Here is a 25,783-nt window from a genome sequence, read left to right as displayed (position 1 = left end):
TTCACATGACTCCGCAATGATGATCGGGGCCGATCAACTGACTCGCAGAATACGCAGCTTGCCTCTTTGACCCTGTCAGATAATCCGTAATTGGCCAACGATAAATCGTCATGAGCCTAAGACTTTTCGGATTCAACAGATGCGCTGTTCTATAGCCGTTTGCGTGCGGTTATCGTACTTCTCATCGTCACTGGTGGACCGCGGCCCACGGTGAAACAAGTTCTTCAACTGTTGTGGAAGTCATGATCGAACTAGCCAGATTGACCAAAAGGTTCTGCGGTACCGTTGCTGTGGACGAATTGTCGTTTCACGTAAAAGCGGGAGAGGTACTTGGTTTGTTGGGGCCCAACGGAGCGGGTAAATCCACCACGTTGCGGATGCTGACCGGGTTTGTCTCGCCGACGTCAGGAGCCGCAAAAGTGTGCGGCCTGGACATTCGCCGTCACACACGGCATGTCCAGCGGCTGATCGGTTATGTCCCCGAGGGTAATGCATGCTACAGCGAAATGACGGTGCAGGGTTTCCTGGGTTTCATTGCTGATATGCGCGGTTACAGTGGACGTGAAAAGAAGCAGCGCGTGACGGCCATGCTGGAACGGTTTGAACTAATGGAAGTGTATGGGCAGGTTATTGAACACCTGTCCAAGGGGTTTCAGCGCCGTGTAGGACTTGCCCAGGCCCTTCTGCACGACCCTATTGTCCTGATTCTCGATGAGCCTACTGACGGGCTCGATCCAAATCAAAAGCACCGGGTGCGTGAGCAGATCAAGGAACTGGCCCGGAACAAGGTCGTGCTCATTTCGACGCATGTTCTGGAGGAGGTCACAAGCTTGTGCAGTCGGGCGTTGGTACTCAACAAAGGCAAGTTGCTGGCCGACAGCACACCGCAAGAACTGGAGAGCCGATCGCGCTATCACCAAGCCGTGACATTGTTCGCCAAACAACCACTGGACCTGATGTCTCTGGCCGTTCTTCCCGGGGTTGCAGGAGTCGAGAGGGATCATGTCACCAATAGTGTGAGGGTGCTGGCTCGCCCCGGTCAGGTGATTGTTCCGCAGATCAACAGTCTGATTAATGCAAAAGGCTGGAACGTCTTTCGTCAGGAAATCGAACGCGGCTCTTTGAGTGAAGTGTTCCGCTCACTGACGCGGGAGAGCCGACCATGAGGGCGGTGTTCAACCGTGAGCTGCGCAGTGCCTGCGGCACCGCGACGGCGTACATCTATCTGGTTGCTTTTTTGTTGCTCAGCGGTATCTGCACGTTTTACAGCGGCGGATTTTTTGAGCGTAATCAAGCCGATCTGAATCCTTTTTTCGATTACTTGCCGTGGCTGTATATTTTGCTGCTGCCTGCACTGGGCATGCGCCTGTGGGCAGAAGAGCGCAAATCAGGCTCCATTGAATTGTTGATGTCGCTGCCTGTGAGTGTGCCCGGTGCGGTTTTGGCCAAGTTTTTCGCGTCGTGGGTCATCGCCATTGCCGGGCTTTTACTGACGTTCCCGTTGGTCCTGACGGTCAATTACCTGGGCGCACCGGACAACGGGGCCATTCTTTGTGGCTACCTGGCTAGCGCCTTGTTGGCGGGGAGTTTTCTAGCGATCTGCGGTTGCACGTCGGCGTTGACCAAAAGTCCGCTGCTTGCGTTTCTGCTGGGGGCTGCGGTGTGTCTGTTTTTTATCGCCTGTGGCTCCTCCGTGATTCTCGACCTGTTTCGCGAATGGGTGTCGGTGTACTGGCTGGATCGTGTGGCGTCCATGAGTGTCATGGCGCATTTCGGTGGCCTCACTCAAGGTGTGATCGAGCCGAGAGATCTACTGTATTTCATCAGCCAGATCATCGCTTGGCTGGCCATTACCGTACTGACGGTCGAACTGAAGAAGGCGACCTGATGCCATGGTGTTCAACCGCTTCGTCTCTACGTGTCTGTGGCTTGCGCTGATCGCAGGGTTATTCGGGTTGATCAACCTGGACATCGCGCCGCGCCTGTCGGACATGCGCCTGGACCTCACCGAACGGAGTTTGTACACCCTCAGTGCCGGCAGCCGTCAGATCATTCAGGATCTCAAGGAACCGGTCGATCTCTATCTGTATTTCTCCAGCCAGGCGGCGAAGGACATTGTGGTGTTGCGCAGCTACGCCGCACGGGTCGAAGCATTGCTGCAGGAGTATCAACGCGTATCGGATGAACGTTTACGGCTGCACGTCATCGACCCGGTCGCTTTTTCTGAGCAGGAGGTGAAGGCTACCGAGTTGGGCTTGGAACCGCTGGACTTTGGCGCCGGCACTGCCCCGGTGTTCTTTGGTCTGGCCATGGTCGACGGGCAGAATCATCACGCCAGCATTCCGATGTTTGTGCTCAATCAGCAATCGTTCCTTGAGTACGATGTCAGTCGTCTCCTGCAATCGCTGGCGCGGCCACAACGTCCATCAATCGGTCTGATTTCGACACTGCCGCTGATGGGCGGTTTCAATTCTCAGACTCGCAAGCGTCAGGCGCCATGGTTGATCGCGCAGGAAATTCGCAAAGTCTTCGAGGTTCAGGAACTGGCGCCGCAAACAGAGCAAATCCCCGAGGACCTGAAGGTCTTGATGCTGGTTCATCCCAAGCATCTCGCGCAATCCACGCTGCGAGCAGTCGACCAGTTCGTGCTGCGGGGCGGGCGGCTGTTGGTGTTCGTGGATCCTTATAGCGAATGGGATCGTGGTGACCAGTATTTCGGTATCCCCAGCAAGGACAAATCTTCGGATCTGACGCCCTTGCTCAAAGCCTGGGGCGTGCGGCTTTTGCCGGGACGAATACTGGGCGATGGCGAATTCGGTCAGTTCGTCTTGCTGCAACAGGGGGGGGCTGAGCCCGTATGGCAACCAACGGCCCTGAAGCTGACATCCGGCGCTATAAACCCTGAGGATGTCATCACTGCGGGTCTCGGTAGTATTACCCTGTCCACTAGCGGCATTCTCAATGCCGTGCAAGAAGCGAAAACCACACTCACGCCGCTGCTGCACAGTTCGCAGCAAACCATGCTGGTCGAGACCTCGATTCTCGACCACCTTAAGGACCCAGCCGAGCTGGCCAGGTCCTTCGTCCCCTCAGCAGAAGCCCACATGATTGCCGTACGGATTCAAGGAGCTGCCGAATCGGCATTTGTGCATCAACCGGACGACAAAGCCCTTACTCATAGCGATCAGATCAATGTCGTTGTCGTAGCGGACACCGATCTGCTGAGCAACAACCTGTGGGCCGATGTCGAGTCACAAGGTGAACACCTTGCGGTGGAACCCTGGGCTGACAACGCGGCCTTCGTACTCAATGCACTCGATAGCCTGTCCGGTTCGGACGCGTTGATCAGCCTGCGCTCTCGCGGTCACTACAGCCGTACATTCACCGTGATTGAACAATTGAAACAGCAGGCGCAGACACGTTTCCGGCAGATGAACAGCAACTTGCAGCAGGCGCTGGACTCGACTGAAAGACAGTTGACGTTACTTGCCGAGGGGCGTGATCCGAACCTGCCTTTGACGGCCGAACAAAAGCAGGCAGTCGACAGGTTCACAGCCGAAAAAACCTCACTTGAGCAGCAAATGCGCGAAGTGGCGCTGCAGCTCAATACCCAAGTAGAGCGGTTGGGGAAGGTGTTGCGGTTGATCAACATTGTGCTGGTGCCGTTGTTGATCTCGTTTCTGTTTCTTTCATTTGTCCTGTGGCGCTGGCATGTCAGGACGCGCAAAAAGACCTGAGATCTAAAGTCTGGACGATGGCAAAACTATTCTGGAGTGCCAACTATTACTGGATCAGGCCAACGTCCATAAGCTGGATTCAGTCAGGCGAGAGTTGCTCTCCTGCACCATCTGATCGACGCCAGAGAGGATCATTCATCATGAAAAAACTGCACAAGAAAATCGCGCTGGTCACCGGCTCGTCCAAAGGCATTGGCGCGGCCGTCGCCAAACAGTTGGCCGGCGACGGTGCAACCGTCATTGTCAATTACACCCGTAGCCAGGAAGAAGCAGATCGGGTTGTCGCACAGATCCTTGAAACAGGCGGACGAGCTTCTGCAATCAAGGCTGACGTCGCCGATCCGCTGGAACTGAAGGCGTTGTTCAAGTCCATTGTTCATGAACACGGCCATCTCGATATCCTGGTCAATAATGCCGGTGTCTATGCCACAGGCGCTCTGGCGCAAATCACCGAAGAAGAGTTCCACCGGCAGTTCAACTTGAACGTATTGGGTTTGATCCGCTGCACCCAGGAGGCTGTAGCGGTGTTCAATCCTCAGGGCGGCAGTATCGTCAACATCAGCTCCAGTGTGACTTCGTTCACGCCTGCCAATTCGACGGTTTATACCGCGTCGAAAAGCGCAGTTGACGCGATTACCAAGACCCTCGCCAATGAACTCGGGCCGAAAAAGATCCGGGTCAACTCCGTTAACCCGGGCCTGGTCGTGACCGAAGGCGTTCATGCCAGCGGTTTTTTCGAAGATGAATTTCGGAAAAAAATCGAAGCCATCACGCCGCTGGGCCGCATCGGCCAGCCTGAAGACATTGCTCCTGCCGTTGCGTTTCTTGCTTCGGAAGACGCCAGCTGGATCACTGGCGAACTGCTGATCATCGGTGGTGGACTGCACTAATCCGGAGTTGAATGCCCGCGCATGTAATGGCGTGGCGATTGAGCCATCACACGCTTGAAAGCGGTACTGAAAGCACTCTCGGATTCATAACCCAAGGAAAAGGCGATGGTCGATACCGAGTCGCTGGAATTCTTCAGGCGATCACTGGCAAGCAACATCCGCCAGTGGGTCAGGTATTCCATTGGCGCGCTGCCAACTACTTGCTTGAAGCGAAGCGCAAACGCCGAGCGCGACATGTTGGCCAACTGCGCAAGGTCCTGAACAGTCCAGCGGTGCGAAGGGTTACCGTGCATCGCGCCCAATGCAAGGCTGAGATTGCGATCGGCCAGGCCGAAAAACCAGCCGATACCGCTGCTGTTCAGCGTTGCCAGATGGGTACGCAGGACTTCGACGAGCATGATGTGCGCCAAGTGCTCATTCATCAGCGACCGGCCCGGACGCTGATGATGCAGTTCGGAGGTAAAGCGCTCCAGTGCCCAGCGCAGAATTGACGCCTGAGGCTCGTTACCTTGTACATGAACCAGAGAGGGCAAGGTGCCGAGGAGTAATTGGGTGGGTATCCCCGTGAAGTCAAAGCGGCCACCGACCAGTTGAACGTCATCGCCGCCATGATTGAGGGCAAGTTCATCCGCTGCCAGGGTTAGAAAATAGCCATCCGAATCGAGAACCGGTTGCGAAAGGTCGCTGTACAGAGTGAAAGGCACGCCGCGTGTCATCAAAAAGCAGTCACCTTGGAGAAGTTTTTGGGGTGTCGGCTCACCTTCGACCTGTAACCAGCAGTTGCCTTTAACCACTGCAGTGAATTTGATGCCTTCTCTGATAGGGAAGTTAAAAGCCCAGTCGCCGCCCAATGAAAGTGAGGCGGAATGATAGTTACGAATTCTCAATAAAGATAAGACGTCGGAAAGAGGATCCATACGCAGCCTTTTGGACGATGAATAAAGTATTGGCGAATTTATATCATGATTTATCCGCTTGTTACGCAAAGCGATGAGGTTTAAATGAAAGTAGAGCTTGATAAAACTTACGGCCCTCTTATTAATGGAGTGTTAGAAACAGGCGGAAAAGAATTTTGTTTTGCCGCAGTCGACCCCGCAACTGGCAATAACTTGGCTTACATTCGATATTGCACGGAATCGGATGTAGATCGCGCAGTGGCTGCTGCTCAAAACGCTTTCCCGGCCTGGCGCAATCTGGGTCAGCAGCAGCGCGCCCGACTGATCAATCTGTTGGCGGATGAAATCGAGCGCAACAGCGAACGCCTCGCAATCATCGATGCGCTTGATGTCGGTCGGTGCGTCAGCGAAGTGCGCAAAGATTATCTGACAGCTGTACGCCACTATCGCTACTTCGCTTCGGTGGTGATGGCCTATGAAGACTCCGGACGCGAAATCGAAGGCGGTTACGCCATCGCCCGGCGTGAGCCGTTGGGTGTGTGCGGTCAGATCATTCCCTGGAATGCGCCTGCCATCATGGCAGCGTTTAAACTTGCTCCGGCATTGGTGGCAGGCAATACCGTTGTATTGAAGCCTGATGAAAACGCCACGTTGTCGACGCTCGAGCTGGCCAAGCTGATCAACAAGATTTTCCCGGCCGGCGTGATGAATATGGTCACAGGCCTGGGAGAGGTAGTGGGTGCGGCACTGAGCGAGCACCCGCTGGTCAGAAAACTGTCGTTCACCGGCAGCACCGAAGTCGGCAGAATCATTGCCGGCGTTGCCGCCAAACGGCTTGTGCCATCAACACTCGAACTCGGTGGCAAGAGTGCCAATATCGTGTTCCCTGATATTGAGGACATTGATGCGGTGATCGACAACGCGACGTTTGCCGCCATTCATAACAATGGACAATCCTGCCTGGCCGGCACTCGCTTATTTGTTCATGCGGACATTGCCGACGTTTTTAGCGAGAAACTGATCGCTTCATTCAGGCGTGTGAAAATCGGTTCACCGCTGGCCGAGGACTCGCGCGTCAGTTGCCTGGTCAATGCGCGTCAGGGCGAGCGCGTGCTGGACTACATCAAACTGGGGCAGGAGGAGGGCGCCGAACTACTTGTGGGGGGGGCTCGGGCAGTGGTGGCGGGGTGTGAACACGGTTACTTCATTCAACCGACGATACTGCTCGCCCGTAATGAGATGAGAATCTGCCAGGAAGAAATTTTTGGCCCGGTGTTGTCCCTGATCATTTGGGACGACTATGAAACCATGATCGCCCAGGCCAATGGCACGGAATACGGATTGGCTTCCGGTATCTATACCAGCAACTTGAAACACGCGATGGAGACTGCATCGCGTCTGGAGGCCGGATCCGTTTGGATCAATCGCTATTCAAACATTACGGACGGTACCGCGTTTGGTGGCTATAAAAACAGTGGCATCGGCCGAGAGTTCTGCCGCGAAGCACTAAATGCTTACACTCAGATCAAAACCATTACCGTACAGGCAGAACTGCCTGATATCTGGTTTTCACCTCTCTGAATAATCGCTGAACAAAAACCGCTTTCCTTCGGAAGGCGGTTTTTTTTTGAACAGTGCAAACAAAAATCGACGAGTTGCGTAGGAATATTCCTACAGTGTTCGTGGATTTATCAGTACGGGTAGGCGGATTTCTGCAATTGGGCGACGAAACTGGATATGCGACAGTCGTTCTGGCTCTTGCTGCAAGAGTTAATTCATCTGCTCTCGAACGTACAAATAAAGGAATCCACTCGTGTCTACTGCACTCAGACATCTTCTTGCTTCATCCATTGTTGGCATGTTCGCAACTTCGGCATTGGCCTCGGATGGCACCATCAAGTTTACTGGTGAAATTACTGCGGCCTCCTGCAGCGCAACTCAAGGTGCGGGCACCTCTGTAACCGGCGGAAAAGGCAAACAGGTTATTGACGTCAAACTGGGCAAAGTCAGTATCGACTCTTTGAACGGTGCACCTACAGGAATCGTGGCGGGTACTGCGATCAATATCAATCTTGATTGCGGTAATACTGCTACCGGTCTAACCACCGTAAAAGTTCAATTCGACCCTAGTTCCGGTTCCGGTGTAGACACCAAAAACAACAATCTGTTGAAAACCACGGGCACTGCCAAAGGCGTTGGTATAGCTCTGTACGACAGCAGCAACAATCTGATCAATCTTGCGGGTAACGGTACTTTTAACGCGGCGCTGGTGAAAGCCGGTACCGATCCTGATTTCAAGTACACAGCCAACCTGAATATGCGTGCGGCATATATGGCTAACGAAGAAGCGATTACTCCAGGTACAGCGAACGGCGAATTGCCGTTTACCTTGACTTACGAATAATTTTCATCTGGATGAGGTGCGAAAGTACCTCTCCAACTTAAGGGTTTTTAATATGAAAATGCCGATTGCGACATGTGCGCTGGCGGGACTCGCTATGCTTTTCAGCGGCGTCTCCAGTGCCGGTATTACTTTGGGTGGGACGCGAATTATATATCCGCAGAAACTCAAGGAAACGTCCATCATGGTCAAAAATGATGGTGACAAAGACATCATGGTGCAGTCTTGGGTGGACCCCGACGCATCGTCTTCCGATCAGGAAGTACCATTTGCCTTGACCCCGGCACTTAGTCGACTGGGGGCCAAGAAGCAGCAAAGTTTGCGAATTTTCTACTCTGGCCAAGGGCTTCCTTCGGATAAAGAATCGGTGTTCTGGCTCAGCGTTCAGGAAATTCCGCAAATGTCGGAAGAGGAGAACACGCTGCAAATAGCTGTGCGTCAGCGCATCAAGCTTTTTTATCGTCCTGCAGGCTTGTCGGGTACCCAGGAAGAGTCAGTCAATCACCTGAAGTGGAGAATGGTTGGCGAGGGTGGAAAACTTTGGCTACTGGCAAACAACCCATCTGAGTACCACGTTTCTTTTGGCTCGGTATCTTTGAAACTTGCAGGCAAGACTTATGCGGTGCAATCAAAGATGCTCGCGCCGGGTGGACAAGACAAGTTTCTGGTAACGGGGGGAAGTGCCTCCTTTTCCCAAACCGAAGCAGTTGTTGAATTCAACTCGCTCGATGATTACGGCGCACCAAAGCAACACACAATGAAAGTATCTGGTTGATTTTGATCAGCACGTCTTATCGGCTGCCGTTCATTGCCTCTAAGTCGCTAATGTTTGAGTTGTGAAGCGGGAATACATACGGATGTTTCGTTCATGGGATCAACGTGCCGTCACTACCCTCGGAGGCCTGGGGTCGTCAAGTTTAATTTTGATGGGAGTTTTCGTGCCTACGGCTGCCTATTCGGTAGAGTTTAATAGCTCTTTCCTAAGTAAGCAGGGTGCTGCCGTCGAGTTGAAATACTTTGAACAGGGCAGTTCCGTGGCTCCGGGAAATTATAATGTTGACGTGTATCTCAATCAGACGTTGATATTGCGCCAAAGCATTGAGTTTTCCACCACTGGTAAAAGTGGTGAAGTCGTGCCTGTTGTTCAACTGGGCGTGCTTAAAGCCATTGGCGTGGACATCGACCGTCTCGCGAAAGAAAAACTGATTCCGGCGAAAAGTGATGACGCTACGGTTATTGATGTAGCCGCCATGGTTCCCGGTGCCAATGTCGAGTTTGATGTGACTGCGTTGGCCTTGCAGATCAGCATGCCGCAAGCCTATATCCGCCATCAGTCCCGAGGCTATGTCGACCCTTCGTTGTGGGATGACGGGGTGACGGCCTTCTATACCAACTACCAGACCAACTTCAGCCGCAATATCAGCAGCGGCTATAGCAATGACTATCGTTATGTGGGTTTGCGGAATGGCTTCAACGTTGGGGCATGGCGATTTCGTAACGAGTCGTCGATCTCCGGGTCAACGGGCGTGCGTGAAAAATTCAGCAGCAACCGCACCTACGTTGAGCGTGATGTCCGCAGCTTGAAAGGAAAGCTGGCGGCAGGTGAGCTCTTTACCCAAGGCGATATTTTCGACAGTGTGCGTTTTCGTGGTGCACAGATTCACTCGGAACTGGGCATGCTGACGGATGATGAGGTGGGCTTCGCACCGGTTGTACGAGGTATCGCCGAGACCAACGCGACGGTCGAGATCAGCCAGAACAACTACGTCATCTACTCCACGACCGTGCCGGCGGGGGCGTTCGAGATTGCTGACATCTACCCCAGTGGTTCGAACGGCGACCTGACCATCAAAATCATTGAAGCGGATGGGCGTGAGCGTCAGTATTCACAGGCCTATTCCTACCTGCCGGTCATGGCGCGCCGAGGCTCCATGCGATACAGCCTGGCGGCGGGTGAGTATCAGGCTGACGGTAAGGCTGCGCCCAAGTTCACCCAGGGCACTCTGGTTTACGGTGCCACCGATAACTTTACCGGCTACAGCGGTCTGATCGCAGCGGCCGACTACAAAGCGTTGAACCTCGGGGTAGGCGTCAACTCCCCTTGGGGCGGGTTGTCGTTCGACGTGACCAACAGCAGTTCTCAGAACCAGGCAGGGCGCAAGGATGTCGGTCAGAGTGCGCGGTTTCTGTATTCCAAGACACTGAGCCAGACCGATACCACGTTTACGATGGTCGGTTACCGTTACTCCACAGAGTCCTATCGCACCTTAAGCCAGCATGTCGAAGATCAAAAGCAGGTTGGCGCACGCAATTACGGGCGACAGAAGAGCCGGTTCGACATGAATGTCAACCAGTCTCTGTCGGGACGTGGGTCGCTGTTCTTGAGTCTGGGCGAAACCAGTTACTGGAATCGGCAGGGCAGTACGCGACGTTGGCAGTTCGGTTACGGTAGCAATTATTCGGATATTAGTTACAGCTTCGCCGTTTCCCGCACCGAACAACAGGGCAGCCATCAGGGCGCTGACAACCAGATGACGGCGTCTATCAGCATTCCGTTTGGCGGCAGCCGTGGCACGCAGCGCATGTACTCAAACATTACCGCATCGAATCAAGGGGACTCGTCCATTCAAACCGGTCTGTCCGGCAGCCTGAATGAACATAACACTCTGAACTATTCGGCCCAGGCCAGCCAAAGCAAAACAGCGGGGCGCTCCACCAGTGTGGGTCTCAACTGGGACACACCAACGGCGAAAGTGGGTGGCAACTTTGGGCAAGGCCGCGACAACAAGCACTTGGACCTTGGCGCATCTGGTTCGGTAGTAGTGCACGGCGGGGGGGTGACCTTCGGACAGCCGGTGGGCGAGACATTTGCATTGGTTGAAGTGCCGAATACCGAAGGTATTGGCGTCGATTCCACCAACGCAGTGCGCACTGACAGCAAGGGTTATGCCGTCGTCCCGTTCGCCCAGCCCTATCGCTACAACTGGATCAACCTGGAAACTTCGACGTTTGGTAGCGGGATTGAAATTGCCGAAACCTCCGGCCAGGTTGTGCCAACGCGGGGCGCAGTGGTCAAGCGCCGATTCGAAGCAGAATCCGGCCGTCGAATCCAATTCGACTTGCGCCTGGGGGATGGCCAGAAGCTGCCATTCGGCGCACAGGCCTACGGAGAAAATGGGCGATTGCTTGGTAGTGTCGATAACGCCTCTCGCTTATTGGTATTCGGAATACCTGACAAGGGAGCCTTCAATGTCAAGTGGAGCAAGGGAAGTTGCGATGTTTTATATGATGTGCCGAAGGCGAATAAAGATCTGATGTATGAAAAATTTGATGAAAAATGCATTAATTAGCCAGCGCCGTAGAGTATTTTTCACTGCTTTTGCAGCGCATAATTGATCTGTACTCATAACGTTGGTATATGACTGACGCCTGTATCGCAGCGCCATTTGTGAAATCAGTGTATTCTTCAAGGCAGTCCGCACCAATTGCCAATATTAATATCGAAGGATATTCGACAATGGGTAGTATAGTTATAGTCGACGATCATCCACTGATGCGGATGGCGGTTCGTGTAATGCTCGAAGGAGAGGGATATACAATCGTGGCGGAAGTCGACAATGGCGTCGATGCCGTCGATCGTATCCGCAAACTTCTCCCGGATCTGGTTATTCTAGACCTGAGTATTCCTAAAATGGACGGCCTCGCAGTGATTGCTCACTTAAAGGCTATCGGCATTTCCACTCGCGTATTGATCCTTACCTCCGGTGACACCCGCAACTTCGCCATGCGCTCTTTGCAGGCGGGGGCGGCGGGTTTCGTGTGCAAGGATGAAAGCCTCGATGATCTGGTTAGCGCGGTGAAAGCCGTGCTGTCCGGGTACAGCTATTTCCCCGCCAACACCATTCATCAACTTCGCGACAATAACCAGGCAGCGAGCCAGGAGGCTCTATTGATCGCACAATTGTCGGATCGTGAAATCACAGTGCTGAAGTTGTTGGCACGAGGAATGGGTAATCAAGACATCGCCGATGAATTGATGATCAATCACAAGACCGTCAGCACGTATCGCGTTCGCCTGCAGCGCAAGCTGAGCGTGGAAAACCTGATTGCCCTCGGAGAACTCGCCAAGCGTAACGGCTTGGTGTGACAGGAGCACGCGCAATGCGTGCTTTTTATGGCTACGTAACAGCTGTAGTTCAACCTCCACAAACGCCCCCAAGCTTCAGTCAGCTACTTGCCTTGCGCGGATAGATCGCGCGCTCAGTGCCAACATTCAGTGAAAGGCAGGTTGGGGAAGCGAACTCCCATTTTTGATACTCTCAGCCCCCGTGTACGACGCCGAACAAGGCGTCGTACACGTTTTTTTGGCGGTTAATGGAAAAGTTAGAAATGGCAATTCTGGCGCAGGTCTCAGTTGCTGGCAGGTTGCGGAGCCTGCCAGCCACCGCCCAGTGCCTTGTACAACGACACCACATCGAGGAACGTCGCGGTGTCAGCCTGGGCGAGGGCATCCTGATAGGCGAACAAGTTACGCCGCGCGTCAAGTTCTACCAGATACGATGCTTGTCCCGCTTTATAGCGAATGCCGGCCAGCGAAGCAGCCTGCGTACTGTGCTCAGCGGACTCGGCTAGATGGCGAAGCCGCTCCTGCGATTGGCTGTAAGTGGTCAACGCCGCTTCAATCTCTTCGATGGCACGCAAGGCGACCAACTCATACTGTGCCTGAGCACCTTGGTAGTGGGCCTGAGCGGCTCGTTGTCGTGCTTTCACGCTTGCCAGGTGCAGCGCCGGCCAACTGACCGATGGTACGACGCTGAACGCTCGACTGCTGCCACGCCCCCAATCGCCGCCGCGCAAGGCAACAAAACCCAGAAAACCACCCAGGTCGATGCGAGGGTAGAGTTCGGCGGTGATCGCGCCCACGTCGGCGTTGGTCGCTGCCAACGTGCGCTCAGCGCTCGCCACATCGGGTCGACGGCGCAGAAGATCGCCGATGTCACCGATGGGCAAACGCGTGCCCAGTGGCGGCAGAGGAGTCGCTTTTTCCAGCGCTACCAATTGATCAGGGCGTACACCGGCCAACACCGCCAGACGAAAGCGCGCCAAGTCGCTGCGTGTTTGCAGCGGCGCCAGAGACGCCATGATGCTCGCTCGCAATGCTTCTGCGCTTTCCAGTTCGTCGGGATTACCGCGACCGTGTTCGACCATACTACGCACCACCGTCACGGCCGCGTCCTGGTTGGCCAGGTTGGCACGCACCACACTCAATTGTTGCTGAGCGCCGTACCATTGGAAGTAGTTATTGGCCACTTCTGCGACCACCACGATACGCACTTGCAGCGTATCGTCCGCGACCGCCTCGCTGCGAGCCTCAGCAGCTTGCGTTAGTCGTTTCAATCGGCCAAACAGGTCGATTTCCCACTGCGCATCCAGCCCCGCGCTGTAGGTTTTGCTGAGGTTCCGCTCACCAATAGGGCCGGCGTTGACCTGGGACATGCTGCGTGAATAGTCTGCACCGGCGGTCACCGTCGGCCACTTGTCGAGTTCGCGCTCATCGAGCATCGCACGCGCTTCGCTCATTCGGGTTTGCGCAATTCGGATGTCGTAGTTGCTGGCCAGTGCCTGCTCGATCAAGGCGTCTAGTTGACTGTCCTTGAATTGGCGCCACCAGTCCTGTTGCAGACGATCTGCAGAGTACAGCTGCGAGGGCAACTGCTGTGTAAGGGTGATCGGCTTGTTGCTGACCGGTTTATAGTCAGGACCTACGGTGCATCCGGCCATCACGGCCGGGCACAGCAGGAGATAAAGCATACGCATGGGAAAGGTTCCTCGATCAAGCATGATCGGCTCCCGGGTTTGCGCTGGTCGGCACCTCGGCGGTACTTGCCAATTCAAGCGTGCGGGGGTTGTTGGCCGCAGCACGATGGTCCACGGCAATAAGGGAATATATGGTCGGCAAGACCAGCAAGGTGAAGGCAGTCCCTACCAGCATACCCACGACAATCACCAGCCCCAGGTCGTAGCGACTGTGCGCCCCGGCACCCGAGGCGAACAGCAGCGGGATCAGACCGGTCACCATGGCTGCGGTGGTCATCAGGATCGGTCGCAGACGCAGCCTCGCCGACTGCAGAATTGCGGCGCTACGATCCAGGCCTTCTTTAATCTGGATTTCATTGGCAAACTCGACCATAAGGATGCCGTGCTTGCTGATCAGTCCAATCAACGTCACCAGGCCGATCTGGGTGTAGATGTTCATCGTGGCCATGCCCAGGGCAAGAGGAATCAACGCACCACAGACAGACATCGGCACACTGATCAGGATGATCAGTGGATCGCGCAGACTTTCGTACTGCGCCGCCAGCACCAGGTAGATCACGATGATGGCGAACAAAAATGCCATGTACAACGCGGCACCTTCCTGATGGTACTGACGTGAGTCCGACAGCCAGTCGCAGGTAAATCCAGGGGCCAGTTTGCTGGTCTGTTCTTCAAGAAACTGCACAGCTTCCCCCATGCTCACGCCTGGTTTGGGAATCGCTTGCAGAATCGCGGAGTTCAACTGGTTGAATTGCGTCAACTGGTTCGGTTCGACACCTGTCGAGACTTCCACCAAGTTGGACAGCGGTACTTGTCCGCCGCTGGCACTGGTCACGTAAAAACGCGACAGCGCTTCAGGCGACAGACGCTCATTACGCAAGCTCTGCGGAATAACATCATAGGAGCGACCATCCATTGCGAAGCGGTTGACGTAGTTTTCACCCACCAGTACGGCCAGCGTGTCGCCGATGGCTTTCATGGTCACACCCAGGCTGTTAGCCTTGGATCGGTCTACCTTGATGCGGATGACGGAGTTGTTGTAGTCCAAATCACTGTCCACGACCATGAACAGGCCACTTTTTCGAGCGGCGCTTTTCAGCTCTTCCATGGCTTCGTAAACGACTTTGTAGTCGCTGGCACTCTTGAGCACCATCTGTACCGGCAAGCCCCCCGTGGAACCGGGCAGCGATGGCAGCTGGAAGGCAAAAACGTTGCTGCCCTCAATGTCGTTGGCGCGGCTTTGCATGTCGAGTTGGATCTGATCGGCATTGCGTTCGCGCTTCTCCCACTCGACGAAGTTCACGCCGCCGATGCTGTTGGAAACTCCATTGATCCCGTTGATCAACCAAAGGTTGCTTTGCTCCGGCAGGGTGACCATTACCTCGTTCCACTTCTGACCGAACTTTTCGACGTAGTCGATGCTGGCATTCTGTGGGGACTTGATCGCGGTCAGTACGGTGGACTGGTCCTCAAGCGGTGCGAGTTCGCTTTTGGTGTGGCTGTACAGCACCGGCACGCTCAAGATCACGACCAAGGCAACGATGCAGGTGATCCATCGTTGGTGCAGGGAAATATCCAGCACACGGCAATAAGCCTCACCCAGATGGTGAAAAAATTGCTCTGCGCGACGGGCCATCCAACCTTCGCTCATTTTGCTGTCGAGCAAAAACGAACTCATGACCGGCGACAGCGTCAAGGCGATAAGACCCGACACCATTACTGAGCCTGCCAGCGTGAACGCGAACTCCTTGAACAGCGAGCCCGTCAGACCGCCCATCAGGCCGATCGGCGCGTAGACTGCGGCCAGTGTCAATGTCATGGCAATCACCGGCGCTGCCACTTCGCGTGCACCAATCAAAGCAGCACGGGCAGGGGAGTGTCCCTCTTCGATATGCCGATGAACGTTTTCCACCACAATAATGGCGTCGTCCACCACCAGACCTATCGCCAGGACCATGGCCAACAGCGTCAACAGATTGATACTGAAACCGAACATCGCCATGAATGCCGCGGCACCGAGCATCGACAGCGGAATGGTAATGACCGGAATGATGACCGCACGCACAGATCCCAACGCCAGGAAGATCACCACCACGACTATGATGATCGCCTCCAGCAGCGTCCCCAATACTTCGTCAATAGAGGCCTTGATAAAACGCGCCAGTTCGAAAGGCACGGCGACTTTGACGTCGGCCGGTAGACTTTGACGGATACCCGGCAGCAGTTCGTTAAGCTTTTTGACGATCACCAGAGGGTTGGCATTCGGGGCCGCGTTCAGTCCGAAGAACACCGCGTTGACGCCATCCATGGTGGCGCTGGTGTCCGTGGCGGCTGCGCCCAGCTCGACGGTGGCAATATCGTTCAAACGAACAATACCAACGGGCGTGGACTTGACCACCAGATCGCGAAATTCACTCACACTGACCAGGTCGGTGTTGACTTGAATGTCGGAGACGACGTAAAGCCCCTTGGCTTGGCCCGGGGCCGCCTGTACGTTGTTATCACGCAGCGCTTGCGCGACATCGGCGCCCGAAATGTCGTGAGCGGCCATGCGGTTGGCGTCCAGCCAGATCCGCATGGCCATCTTCTGCCCACCATTGAGGTCGATGCTGCCGACACCTTCAATGGACGAAAGCTGCGGCTGCACCACACGTGTCACGTAATCCGACAACGCCGCAGTTGATAGGGTCGGGCTAGAAAATCCGACGTAAGCAACAGCAGTCGCCTCTCCGGAAGACTTCACGATGACCGGGTCATAGGCCTCGGCCGGCAGCCGGTACTTGACCTCGTTGACCTTGGCCATCACTTGCGTCATTGCCTTGTTCGAGTCGGCATTGAGCTTCATCCGCACGACGATCACGCTGCGGCCCTGAGTCGAGGTCGACATCATGTAATCAACGTCTTCGACAGTGGCCACCGACTGCGCGATCGCCTGAGTCACGAACCCTTGCATCAACTGCGGCGAGGCGCCCGGGTACTGAGTGGTGATGGTCAGTGTGGCGCTCTCAGTGAGCGGATATTGCCGAACGGGTAATTGATTGACGGCAAGCAACCCTAGTAATAGAACCAGGGTGCTCACCACCAGCGCCAATACCGGGCGCCGGACAAAAAGATCAGTAAACTTCATGACAGTTAGTTCGCCTGTTACTTATCTACGTCAGTTTTGGGTGCCGTTTCGAGCGACACGCTGTCCTGAGAGATGATTTCGACGTGAGCGCCATTGCTCAGGCGCAATTGACCGGAAGTCACGACCCGGTCTCCGGCCTTGACCCCGTCAAGCAGTACGGCACGCCCGTGCGAACGTTGACCGGTCTTGACCTGAACCAAGCGTGCACTTAGCGTTTTTTCATCGTTACCTTCCACGGCATAGACGAAGTCGCCATAGGTGTTGTAACTCACGGCGGTTTCCGGAACGCTCAGGGCTCGTTCAGGGGTTGGCAATACGATGCTGGCTTTCACGTACATGCCGGGCGTCAGCAGTTTTTCTGAGTTTGGGATCGTGGCCTGCACCAGCATCGTTCTTGTACCTGGGTCGATACGTGGCTCAAGAGCGCTGACCCTGCCGAAGAAGGTACGACCGGGATAGGCATCAACAGCAACCTGCATGGCCTGACCGGGTTTCAACTTCGCGATGTCACGCTCTGGCAGGGTTACATTGGCAAACAGAGTGTCGGCGTCGGTCAGAGAAACCAGCGCCGTACCTGAGTGGACAAACTCACCAAGGTTGACCGTGCGCACACCCAGCACGCCCGAAAAGGGGACCTTGATTCGTTTTTGATCGATTTGTGCAGTAACACGGGTGATATCGCCCTGAATTACCTGGTAATCAGCCTGCGCTTGATCAAGCTGCTCCTGTGTAGCGGCCTTTTGAGGAACCAGGTGTTGCGTACGTTGCAGGCGCAATTTGGCATTGATTGACTGCGCTTTCAGGCGCGCCAGCTCACCTCGTTCCGGAGCGTCGTTGAGCTGGACCAAGACCTGGCCCGCTTTGACAACATCTCCGGCACGAAAACTGATGGCCGTAACGCGCCCGCTTAATTCGGCGGTTACCTTGACCTGACGAGTGGCTTCAAGCTCGCCAATGCCACTGAGCATGTCGACTTGCTCATCCTGGGAGACCATCGCTACTGCAACTTTTATCGCCGGGCTTACAGTTTGCGTTTCGCCCTGTGCAATGTTCGAGTTCGCACAAAGTATGGTGACGGAAAGGGCACTGCCACACGCCAGCAGCACAGTGCCACCCGCCCATCGTTTGAGTGTTCTATTCATATGTTTTACTTATCTTGATTTGCAGAAATATCCCTCACTCAAAGGCGAGGAATAACCGGATCGTTTCGATGAAGAATCAGAATGTGGGACAGAGCGCCCAGTCCTCCGGATCCCTTGTTAACCGCTTGAGGCAAGCCGATATCGCTCACTCGGTGGAGGGTTTGAAATGACGATAAAATGATAACGGGCGAGGGTTGGCAGGCTCCATGCGCCAAACCCCAAGGTTCTTTCGCAAACGTCCATAAAGGCCCATGAATGGTCTCTGACATATTGGCAAGGCGTATAAATCACTCAAGATGCCGCTTCGATTTGCGGCCACAAGGTCAGCGCAGTTCAACGAATTAGACTGCTGGCAAGCCGTGTCATTGCTTTATATAGCCATAATGCGGCCTGAGATAAGCCATATAGCGTTTTTGATTTAACTCCAAGTCATCGAAGGGGAGGGTGAAATATTACTTATAAGACAGCGTTATGGTAACCCCTCCAGTAACTCGACCAGGCATGGCTGTAGCTGTAGTAGTAACATAGCGAACTTTCATGTTTTTTGTGACAGTCCCGCCTTCTTCGGGAATATTGCCAAAAGTACGCACATTAATTAAACTCGCAGGAGGAGAAAGTGACACCTCTTTTGAATCGTCATATATCTTCAGCGCGATCCCTTTGGCCATTCCAGCCCCTCCCCCTGGGGTCAATATGCTTGTAGAATTTTTCAAGTTTCCAACATCGCTCATCTCATAACTCACCATGAAAGGATAGCCAGCACCAGCACAAATTAAAGTCATGTTGAAATCAACCCCCTGCGAATAACTAATTCGGCTCATGTCTATCTTCGGCAGAATTACAGTTCCTGGGGTCTTGAGTTCGCACGCCTTGTTTTCAACCAAAACGTTAGAGCCTGAAACAGAAACAACGCCAGCCCCAATATAAGTTTGGGTGACTTTATTTCTGACGCCGTGCCAGGAGAGATTCGGAATTCCAGACAAAACATATGATCCCGGCGGTAAATAATCTAACGCCACAAGCCGAACTCTAACTTTTGACCCTAAAGTAAACCGCGTCCCGCTCGCTCTAACTACCTCGGCGATTACTTGAAATGAGCTAGTTAGAGGTGTGTACGGGGTAACATCCCCAACCTCTGCAATAACGCCGATTTTAGGATGTCCAGTTGCATATGCTATATAGCTCTTGCCTTCAAATGTAATGCGCTTCCCAGTATCTGTCGCAGTACTTCTTATGATACTTTGAAGGCTTTCCTTTGCGGTCGGACTGGTTACGCAATCAAGTGCGATCGGCGTAAACACCTCGTGCCAATTTTTAGAAATAATTTTTCCAGAACCGTCGCCTGTAGCGAATCCCACTATTGGCGGTAAACTTACTTGGGAACTATTATACGTACACTCGGTAGCCTGCACCTCACTGCATAAACAAAAAAGCGAAAAGAACAATAGGAGCAAAAATTGTAATTTTACTTTGTTAACACTGGGTATATGCATTATCAGCCCAATCCACCCTTAAGAAATGGTCTCAATGTTATAGAAAAACCTCTATTCAGCTTTGAGGTCTCACTCGTGCCGAATTTGCTGTCGTGCTGCAAGCAAGCGACAACCATCGCGGAAGTTGCCAAGAAAATGCGCGCAGGGTAAGCAAATTCAAAAAATAATTTTACTTGATCCACACTTGCCACCAACCGCCAGAATCCTTCTACCCACACAGAGAATTCTATTGGAGCTGTAGGATTTTCCCTACATGACGTATTGAATCTATGTTACGCAAGCAAACGCCCCCCATAATAGGTGGAATTTCCACGATTGATTACAGTGGCGAGACCAAATTTCTCTGCTTACCGCCTGGGAAACTGCATAAATTGTTGAAAATATGTCGGCTCAGGAGGTGCTTTTAAATCCGAATTGAGGCCGCCACCATCAAATGATGCGGGGAGGAGGGTGAGGCGCGGATTATCGCAAACCTAATGCGCGCGCTGCCACATCGACCAGACTTGTGGAAGCCGAAAGCTACCCTGATTTCAATTAAAGGCGAGGGGATGTAAGTTAGGGTGTATTGTTCCTGTTTCCTGTGTTTGCAACCAATCAGATGAATCTGGACAAAAATAAGACTCGTCTGATAGGCAGATGCTTCGGCGGGCGCTAATTTCTTTCCTTTTTTTGAGGAGCAGTCAGTGCGCACGAGCAGGGGAAAGGTTGTCATACTCAGCAAAAATTCGAGTTCGCTATTCGTTTACGCAGACGCACTCAACAAATTGGGTTTTTACACCCTCAGCTTATGCAACCAAGTTAGCGAGGTAATGGCATTGTTGGATGAGGGTAGACGTTATGAGTATCTGCTTTACGACGCGCTAGATTCCGAAGTCGATGCGCATTCTCTGCAAGCGATTACAAAATACCGGTCAGTTGCCACGATAATCGCTATCGCTGATGCAAACTCCCGACAACGCCAAAGCCTCTTACTTTGGGCGAAAACCCATAAAATTCCGCTTCGGGGCATTTTGCAAAAACCACTACGGCGAGGGGAGTTACGTGAGTTTATCGAGCATTACTTGACAGCGTTTGACTAAAAGTAGTCAAGTTGTGGAATCAAATTATAAAGAAAATCTTTAAAATCAGCTGTGATTCGGTCACCTCGTGACGGATCAAGACAATGCAGGCGCACGCATGCGCCAAAGCAAAGCCCATAGTGGAAATTGCTGGCATAACTCGCCGATAGAGCGTGTGTTTCGCAGCTCGAAAAATGAATGGATACTGACGGTGGGCTACATGAAAGCTCAAGAGGCGCACCGCGATATCCGTCATTAGCTGATGCATCAGTGCAACTGAATTAGACCGCACCAATTCAACAACGGACGGGCCCAGCTCAGACCGAGAAAAAACTTAACTTCGTGTCCGGGATTAATTGACCGGTTGGCTAAGAGTTTCGTGGGAAAAGTATCGATTTTCCGCAGTCGCGAGTGAGATCTATAGGGTGCTGGAGAGATTGTTGGAGTGAGACAGACGTTTGTGCAGGAAGGCGCGTAGCGTAATACGTGGTTTAACATAATATACATTACACGTAACAAGATGTTTCTGGATTAGCCCGGTTGCACGCCAGATTTCAATCCAGAGTTTTACCCTGAGTCCTCTTTTCAAAACCTCGGCCTTGCCTGCAATTGGCGACCTTCAATCAGCATTCCGCGTCAGTTTTTCAATCAGCATTCGGTGCTGTGGAAATTGCGCAATCAGTTTGCGTCGATCACCCATCTCCATATCCGCAAAATCAAATCCCGGCGACACCGCTTCGCTGACCAATCCAAATCCATGTTCTCCCTCGAGCAGTCGCGAAGCTTTCCAGATTCCGCCAGGCACGTGCATTTGCAGATGCTGTCCCGCCAGAATGTCGTTGCCCATTACCAGCGTTTCCAGCGAGCCGTCAGCATGGATCATGCTGTACTCGATGGGATCGCCCAGATGGAAAAAATGCACAATGTCGGAATGATTGAAATGAAACTGGCCCACTGGTGATTGCTCGGTCAACAGGTAGTAAATCGATGTCATCAGGTACCGTGGGCCACCGACGGTATCGAGCATCTCTCTATGATCGGCCTGATAGGTTCTGCGAAAGTAACCGCCTTCCACGTGAGATTGCAGATCCAGCGCCTGAATCAAGGCCTGTGCGTTTACTGTGCGTTGAGACATGCTCTGCTCCGGTGGATGGCGGCGTATTTTACGATAGCTCTACTAAACGGCTATTTAGTGTAGTTAACAGAAGATCGCTGAATTTAGAAGATTTTACCCTTCTTTTAAGCGACCCTTTTATTCAAGAAAGCAATTCAGAAATCCACCGTTGCCGATAGCAGATAAGTCCGTGGCGTCGAAAGCGTCAAACCGGGTTCGCTGTCATCTGATGCGCCCGCCGAACTCCAATAGCGTTTATCCAATACGTTCTCGACATTGGCGCGTACGGTGATGGTCTTGTCGTCCAGTTTAAAGGCGTAGCGCGTCCCCACGTCGAATCGCTCCCATGAGTCGATTTCCTTCTGGTTGGACTGATCCAGATACTGCGAACTCGAATAGATTCCACGGCCTGTCAGCGTCAGCCCCTGCACATTGGGTACATCCCACTCTGCGCCGAGATTGACGTTGTATTTAGGGGTCGCGGGCGCGCGGTTACCGTCAAAGGTTCCATTGGTGGTCTGGGTCAGTTCGCTGTCGATGTACATCACGCCGCCGAGCAATCGAAACCCTTTGAACGGTTCGCCGAACACACTCAATTCCACACCATCGTTTTGTCGTTTGCCGTTCGGGCCGAAGACTCGTGTCGAGGCGTTGGTTTCATAAGCAGGCTGTTTGATCCGGAACACAGACGCTGTAAGCGCATACGAACCCGCGTCATATTTGGCCCCGACTTCGACTTGTCGGCTGATAAAAGGCGGGAAGATTTCATCCTCGTTGATCGACGTCGATGGCGCAATTTTCCCTTGGCTGAGGCCTTCCATGTAGTTGGCGTAGAGCGAGAGCTTGTCCGTCGCCTTGAACAGAATGCCGCCCGATGGCGAGAGTTTTTCTTCGTCATAGGCTGTGTCGCCCTTCACATCACCGCTCCAGTCGTCGACTTGAACCCTTTGCCAGCGGGCGCCCAGGGTCAGCAACAGGCGATCATCGAAGAACCCCAGCGTATCGGACAGTGCGACGCCGCTGAAGCGGTTTTCCGTGTAGACCCTGGCGTCGTAGCGTGTTGGCGTGCGCGGCTTTGCGGTTTCCACCGGGTCATACAGATTGCTGCGCCCTGCTGCATACCGCGCGCCACCATTTTCGAAATCCATGTAGAAGTAACTGGCCGCCAGGTTGACCTCGTGGCTGACCGGTCCGGTGTGGAACCAGTTGCGTACACCCGCCGTGGCGGTCCGGACATTTTCGTCACGGGTGAAATCCCGCGGTTGAACGCTGAAATCGCCGGCGTCGTTGGTCACCGACACCGCATGCCGAAGGAAATCGTGATTACTTTTACGTGCGCCGACGCCGCCATACAACATGACCGAATCGCTGACGTCGAACTCGCCATTGAGCGTGCCAAACGTATCTTTGGTTCGCGCCTGGCTCCAGGGTTGCGCGTAGTTGTCGCGCACATCATCAGCATCCGGAACTTTAGCGTTTGCACCGACCTGCACACGTTCTTGCGGCGCATCGGTATCGCGCTCGGTGTGACCGATATCGGTGGAAAGCCGCAGGCGCTCACCACGAAAATCCAGGCCCAGCACGGCCATGTCGCGATCGACGCTCTGGTGATCCCATTCAGTGTCACCCGATTGTTTGACGCCGTTGAAACGCAGGCCGAACTGGTTGTCCTCACCAAACCGACGACCGATATCGACGGCGCCGCCGAGCTGATTGTTCGAGGCGTAACTGGCCGTCAGCGATGTATTCGGCTGATCGCCGGCGCGCTTGGGCACCACGTTGATCCCCCCTCCTACACTGCCCCGCGGCGAAATCCCGTTGATCAGTTGGCTCGGGCCCTTGAGGATGTCGACGCGATCGGCCATTTCCATGTCGATCGTGTAAGTGGGCAGAACCCCGTAGAGCCCGTTGTAGGAAACATCACTGTTGAACAGGCTGAAACCGCGGATGGTGAATTGCTCATAACGGCCGCCTGCCGGGTTGGTCGCACGCACCGAGGGATCGCTGGCGATCAGATCGCCCAGAGTGCGGGCCTGCTGGTTTTTCACCGTTTCGCTGGTGTATGTGGTCATGCTGAACGGGGTCTCCATGAAATCCCTGGAACCCAGCAGTCCTTGCGAACCACGGCGCGCCACCTGCCCACCGGCAAAAACCTCGGAATCCGTGCTACCCGTCGATCCAAGAATCGAAGTAGGTGCCAGTTCCAGACTACCGCCGTCTGGCGCCGGAATGACTGTGTAAGCACGTTCGCCCGCCGGTTGCAGCTGTAGACCGGACCCCAGCAACAACCGGGTGAAGCCCTCCTCCACGCCGAACTCACCCGACAAACCATTGCTGTTCCGCCCGCTGACCAGGGCAGGATCTACCGACAGATTGACCCCGGCCAGTCCGGCAAAACGGGTCAGCGCAGCACCCAGGCTGCCGGCCGGCACCTGATAACCGCGGCGGTCGGCGCTTTCCGCCCAACTGCTGGGGATCAACAGGGGGCTGGCACTCAGGCTCAACAAAAGGCTCAACTGCAACAACGGACGCAAACGACCTGGAAATACTGCAGGCATAGGAAAAAGCTCTCGATTTGGTTCACTTGCCTGGAATGACCAGCGAGGCGAAAAAAAGGGACAGGTCTCAGACTGTTTTTTTGGACTGGGATAATTTTCGCGGAACGAGAGAGACCCAAAAGCGCGTGCGTTTCTGCACTTCGATCGGCAGGCTGGCCGCCAACAGCGAGAGCACTTGATCGGTGTTATCCAGGCGAAAACTGCCGGTGATGCGCAACGCCTCCAGCTCCGGATCCCAGCGCAGCACGCCAGGGCGGTAACGGCTTAATTCGCGCAGAAAATCCCCCAGTGGCTGGTTCTGCGCCATCAATACACCGTCGCGCCAGCTCGGCATCGAGGCGTCAAACGCTCGGACAACACCCGCACCAGACGCCTGCAGCCTGATCTGCTGGCCCTGATTGAGGATCAGCGCTGGCCCGTTTGACGGTTGCAACTGCACCGAGCCACGGACCACCGACACATTGCAGTCACGCTCATTGAGACGCACGCAAATCTCGCTGTGACTGACGATGATCCGCCCGAACGGCAGATTGATGATCAGCGCTAAGTTGCCTGGTACATCAAGGGCCATCTCTCCCCGCACCAGCGTGAGCTGACCGGCAGCAAGATCCATATTGACGGCACTGTCGGTATTGAGCTGCAACGAACTGCCATCGGCGAGCGGCAATTTTTTGCGTTCACCGGTGCCCGTCTGCAAATCCGCGCGCCAGACATCCAGCGGCAGTTGCCGACTGAGCAGCCAGGCCGCCGGCACCAGTGCCGCGATGCCGAGCGCGCGTTTCAGCGCGGCCCGACGCGCAGGATCCGGACGATCCAGCGTAGCCATGGCTAACGCAGAAGGCAGAGCGGAAAACCGTTCGCGCAAGCGCTGGATTTTCTGCCACGCGTGTTCATGCCGGCTATCGCTGTTGCGCCAGACCTGCAATTGCGCATGATCGTCAGCGCCCGCTTCGCCGGACTCAATCAACGCCAGCCAGTGCGCGGCGGCGCGGGCGACTTCGCGGGCTTCATCGCTGGGGGCTACGCGCATCAAAGCTCCACCAGCAGACAATGCTCGTAGGCCTGCGCCATGTAACGTTTGACGGTGCGCTCGGACACTTGCAGGCGCTCGGCGATTTCGCGGTAACCGAGGCCTTCAAGCTGACTCCACAAAAACGCCCGACGTACCGCTCGGGGCAAACCATCGAGCAACTCATCCAGCGCTTGCAGGGTTTCCAGCAGCAGCCAACGCTGCTCGGGCGATGGCACGCACTCCTCCGGCAGTTGCGCGAGGGCTTCGAGGTAGGCTTTTTCCAGACTGCGGCGGGTGTAGAAGTTGCTCAGCAGACGTTTGCCCACGGTCAGCAGATAGGCGCGGGGCTCACGCATGTCGGCAATCGGTTGCGCGCTGCACAGCACGCGCATGAAGGTGTCCTGGCTCAGATCAGCCGCATCCCACGCGTTGCCCATGCGTCGACGCAGCCAGGTTTCCAGCCAGCCTCGGTGATCGCGGTACAGCGCGTGCAGGCTCTGCTCGGATGGCGTGGCGGCTTCAATCATCTCAAGAGACC

18 protein-coding genes and 1 pseudogene are annotated in these 25,783 nt (G+C 54.4%); 10 read left to right on the top strand and 9 right to left on the bottom strand.

Going from position 1 to position 25,783, the window contains the following annotated elements:
- The first annotated feature begins 242 nt into the window (after positions 1-242).
- The 4 genes from QRN61_RS16075 (at position 243) to QRN61_RS16060 (ending at position 4,627) form a co-directional block, all read left to right on the top strand.
- Positions 243-1,166 (top strand): ABC transporter ATP-binding protein, encoded by a 924-nt coding sequence (locus tag QRN61_RS16075; RefSeq protein WP_285374163.1) that lies wholly within the window; start codon positions 243-245, stop codon positions 1,164-1,166.
- Positions 1,163-1,888 (top strand): ABC transporter permease subunit, encoded by a 726-nt coding sequence (locus QRN61_RS16070; protein WP_285374162.1) that lies wholly within the window; start codon positions 1,163-1,165, stop codon positions 1,886-1,888. The genes QRN61_RS16075 and QRN61_RS16070 overlap by 4 nt, the downstream gene beginning before the upstream one ends.
- A 4-nt stretch (positions 1,889-1,892) precedes the next feature.
- Entirely contained in the window at positions 1,893-3,737 is a 1,845-nt protein-coding gene (locus tag QRN61_RS16065) for a GldG family protein (protein ID WP_285374161.1), read from the top strand.
- A 140-nt stretch (positions 3,738-3,877) separates the two neighbouring features.
- Positions 3,878-4,627 carry an SDR family NAD(P)-dependent oxidoreductase gene (locus tag QRN61_RS16060; protein ID WP_285374160.1) on the top strand — a complete coding sequence of 250 codons (750 nt, stop codon included), beginning with the start codon at positions 3,878-3,880 and terminating at the stop codon, positions 4,625-4,627.
- On the opposite strand, the gene QRN61_RS16055 is transcribed toward QRN61_RS16060, so the two are convergent.
- A complete protein-coding gene (locus QRN61_RS16055; RefSeq protein ID WP_285374159.1) occupies positions 4,624-5,544 on the bottom strand; it encodes an AraC family transcriptional regulator in 921 nt (306 codons plus the stop codon). The genes QRN61_RS16060 and QRN61_RS16055 overlap by 4 nt on opposite strands.
- An 84-nt stretch (positions 5,545-5,628) precedes the next feature.
- On the opposite strand from QRN61_RS16055, the gene QRN61_RS16050 reads away from it, so the two are divergent.
- From QRN61_RS16050 to QRN61_RS16030, 5 genes are all read left to right on the top strand, one after another.
- Positions 5,629-7,104 carry an aldehyde dehydrogenase family protein gene (locus tag QRN61_RS16050; RefSeq protein WP_285374158.1) on the top strand — a complete coding sequence of 492 codons (1,476 nt, stop codon included), beginning with the start codon at positions 5,629-5,631 and terminating at the stop codon, positions 7,102-7,104.
- A gap of 232 nt (positions 7,105-7,336) precedes the next feature.
- On the top strand, positions 7,337-7,927 hold the full coding sequence (locus tag QRN61_RS16045) for a fimbrial protein (protein WP_285374157.1): 591 nt from the start codon (positions 7,337-7,339) through the stop codon (positions 7,925-7,927).
- A gap of 52 nt (positions 7,928-7,979) precedes the next feature.
- A complete protein-coding gene (locus QRN61_RS16040; protein ID WP_285374156.1) occupies positions 7,980-8,699 on the top strand; it encodes a fimbrial biogenesis chaperone in 720 nt (239 codons plus the stop codon).
- Positions 8,700-8,850: 151 nt separating this feature from the next.
- Positions 8,851-11,274 (top strand): fimbria/pilus outer membrane usher protein, encoded by a 2,424-nt coding sequence (locus QRN61_RS16035; RefSeq protein ID WP_285374363.1) that lies wholly within the window; start codon positions 8,851-8,853, stop codon positions 11,272-11,274.
- A 167-nt stretch (positions 11,275-11,441) separates the two neighbouring features.
- Complete coding sequence (locus QRN61_RS16030) at positions 11,442-12,071, top strand: response regulator transcription factor (protein WP_285374362.1); 630 nt, start codon at positions 11,442-11,444, stop codon at positions 12,069-12,071.
- Between the two features lie 263 nt (positions 12,072-12,334).
- On the opposite strand, the gene QRN61_RS16025 is transcribed toward QRN61_RS16030, so the two are convergent.
- The 4 genes from QRN61_RS16025 to QRN61_RS16010 all read right to left on the bottom strand — a co-directional run bounded on the left by QRN61_RS16025 (position 12,335) and on the right by QRN61_RS16010 (position 19,503).
- On the bottom strand, positions 12,335-13,741 hold the full coding sequence (locus tag QRN61_RS16025; protein ID WP_285374155.1) for an efflux transporter outer membrane subunit: 1,407 nt from the start codon (positions 13,739-13,741) through the stop codon (positions 12,335-12,337).
- Between the two features lie 16 nt (positions 13,742-13,757).
- Entirely contained in the window at positions 13,758-16,868 is a 3,111-nt protein-coding gene (locus QRN61_RS16020) for an efflux RND transporter permease subunit (protein ID WP_285374154.1), read from the bottom strand.
- 17 nt (positions 16,869-16,885) lie between these two features.
- Complete coding sequence (locus tag QRN61_RS16015; protein ID WP_285374153.1) at positions 16,886-18,010, bottom strand: efflux RND transporter periplasmic adaptor subunit; 1,125 nt, start codon at positions 18,008-18,010, stop codon at positions 16,886-16,888.
- A 452-nt stretch (positions 18,011-18,462) separates the two neighbouring features.
- Positions 18,463-19,503: a fimbrial protein gene (locus QRN61_RS16010; RefSeq protein WP_285374152.1), complete on the bottom strand. Its 1,041-nt coding sequence runs from the start codon at positions 19,501-19,503 to the stop codon at positions 18,463-18,465.
- A gap of 1,173 nt (positions 19,504-20,676) precedes the next feature.
- Between QRN61_RS16010 and QRN61_RS16005 the strand changes: the two are divergent.
- Positions 20,677-20,921 (top strand): annotated as a pseudogene (locus QRN61_RS16005) (IS3 family transposase); the annotation flags it as partial.
- A gap of 259 nt (positions 20,922-21,180) precedes the next feature.
- Here QRN61_RS16005 and QRN61_RS16000 read toward each other — a convergent pair.
- The 4 genes from QRN61_RS16000 to QRN61_RS15985 all read right to left on the bottom strand — a co-directional run bounded on the left by QRN61_RS16000 (position 21,181) and on the right by QRN61_RS15985 (position 25,772).
- Positions 21,181-21,696, bottom strand: coding sequence for a cupin domain-containing protein (locus QRN61_RS16000; RefSeq protein ID WP_285374151.1), 516 nt, complete (start codon positions 21,694-21,696; stop codon positions 21,181-21,183).
- 134 nt (positions 21,697-21,830) lie between these two features.
- Positions 21,831-24,233, bottom strand: coding sequence for a TonB-dependent receptor (locus QRN61_RS15995; RefSeq protein ID WP_150370554.1), 2,403 nt, complete (start codon positions 24,231-24,233; stop codon positions 21,831-21,833).
- A gap of 67 nt (positions 24,234-24,300) precedes the next feature.
- Positions 24,301-25,263: a FecR domain-containing protein gene (locus tag QRN61_RS15990; RefSeq protein WP_285374150.1), complete on the bottom strand. Its 963-nt coding sequence runs from the start codon at positions 25,261-25,263 to the stop codon at positions 24,301-24,303.
- Positions 25,263-25,772: a sigma-70 family RNA polymerase sigma factor gene (locus QRN61_RS15985; RefSeq protein WP_210557110.1), complete on the bottom strand. Its 510-nt coding sequence runs from the start codon at positions 25,770-25,772 to the stop codon at positions 25,263-25,265. Before QRN61_RS15985 ends, QRN61_RS15990 begins: the two co-directional genes overlap by 1 nt.
- Positions 25,773-25,783 lie beyond the last annotated feature (11 nt).

It is taken from the genome of Pseudomonas sp. lyk4-TYG-107, from assembly GCF_030209055.1.
Taxonomy (GTDB): Bacteria; Pseudomonadota; Gammaproteobacteria; order Pseudomonadales; family Pseudomonadaceae; genus Aquipseudomonas; species Aquipseudomonas putida_A.
Note: the sequence above shows the minus strand (reverse complement) of the source record. Positions and strands in the feature narration are given on the sequence as shown.